This window comes from Prevotella conceptionensis 9403948, from assembly GCF_000312305.1.
GTDB classification, from domain to species: domain Bacteria; phylum Bacteroidota; class Bacteroidia; order Bacteroidales; family Bacteroidaceae; genus Prevotella; species Prevotella conceptionensis.
Map to the genome: position 1 here is coordinate 1 of NZ_HE999488.1, position 1,047 is coordinate 1,047.

1 protein-coding gene is annotated in these 1,047 nt (G+C 56.5%); it reads left to right on the forward strand.

What is annotated here, in order from left to right:
- On the forward strand, positions 1 to 1,047 hold a 1,047-nt coding region (locus BN93_RS15855), incomplete at both ends, for a TonB-dependent receptor plug domain-containing protein (RefSeq protein ID WP_044261185.1).

A 1,047-nucleotide genomic window follows, 5' to 3' on the forward strand; every position in this document is an offset into this window, starting at 1 on the left:
AACGCCAACAACGACCCGCTGTACATCGTAGACGGGTTTCCCATTGCCAAGATAGACCAGCCCAAAGGCGTTAACGACCGCATGGACCCAGGCACGCAGGGCGTGCTGAACTTTCTCAACCCCAACGACATCGAACGGGTGGAAGTGCTGAAAGATGCCTCGGCAACGGCCATTTACGGGGCACGCGCGGCCAACGGCGTGGTTATCGTAACCACCAAACGCGGCGCCGAGGGCAAGCCGCAGGTTGATTATTCGTACAACTACTCGTTCCAGAAGTATTCGGACAATTACGACATGCTTTCGCTAAAAGAGTGGATGGTGGAGAAAAACAGGTCGACGTGGGAATACTGGGTGTGGGAAAACGGCGTTGGCCCGTGGGGCGGAAAGCGGCTCGAAGACGCACTGAAATCGCCCAAAAACGGACTGGCCTACACGCAACCCTACACCGAAGCCCAAATTGCGGCAGCGGGCGAAGGCACAGATTGGCTGGGCCTCATCACGCGCAACGGTCAGGTGCAGGAGCATAACCTAAGTGTGCGCGGCGGATCGAAGGGTACGCAATACATGCTGTCGCTCAACTATTACGACAACAAGGGCATCATCCGCAATTCTGCCATGACGCGCTATACCCTAAAAACCAACATCGACCAAAAGTTTCTCGACATCTTTAAGCTAGGCTTGAACCTCACGCTGACACGCATCGACAACGCCAACGCCCAGCTTGGAGGCCGCCAATGGGAAAAGTCGGGCATGATAAGGGCAGCCGTGCAGATGGGTCCGCACATCAAAGCCTTCGACCCCGCCACGGGCACATACCCCATTAACCCACTGCTGGGAACGCAGCCCAACCCCTACTCGCTGCTAAACAACACCGACGAGAGCCGCACCGACCGCCTGTTGGGCAACATCTTCCTTGAAGCCAACCCCTTGCAAGGGCTCACACTGAAACTAAACGCAGGCTTAGACCGCGCCAACATCTTCCGCGGAACCTACGAACCCAAAACTACATTGGCTGGTAGGGACGCCAACGGCAATGCCGACGTTTAC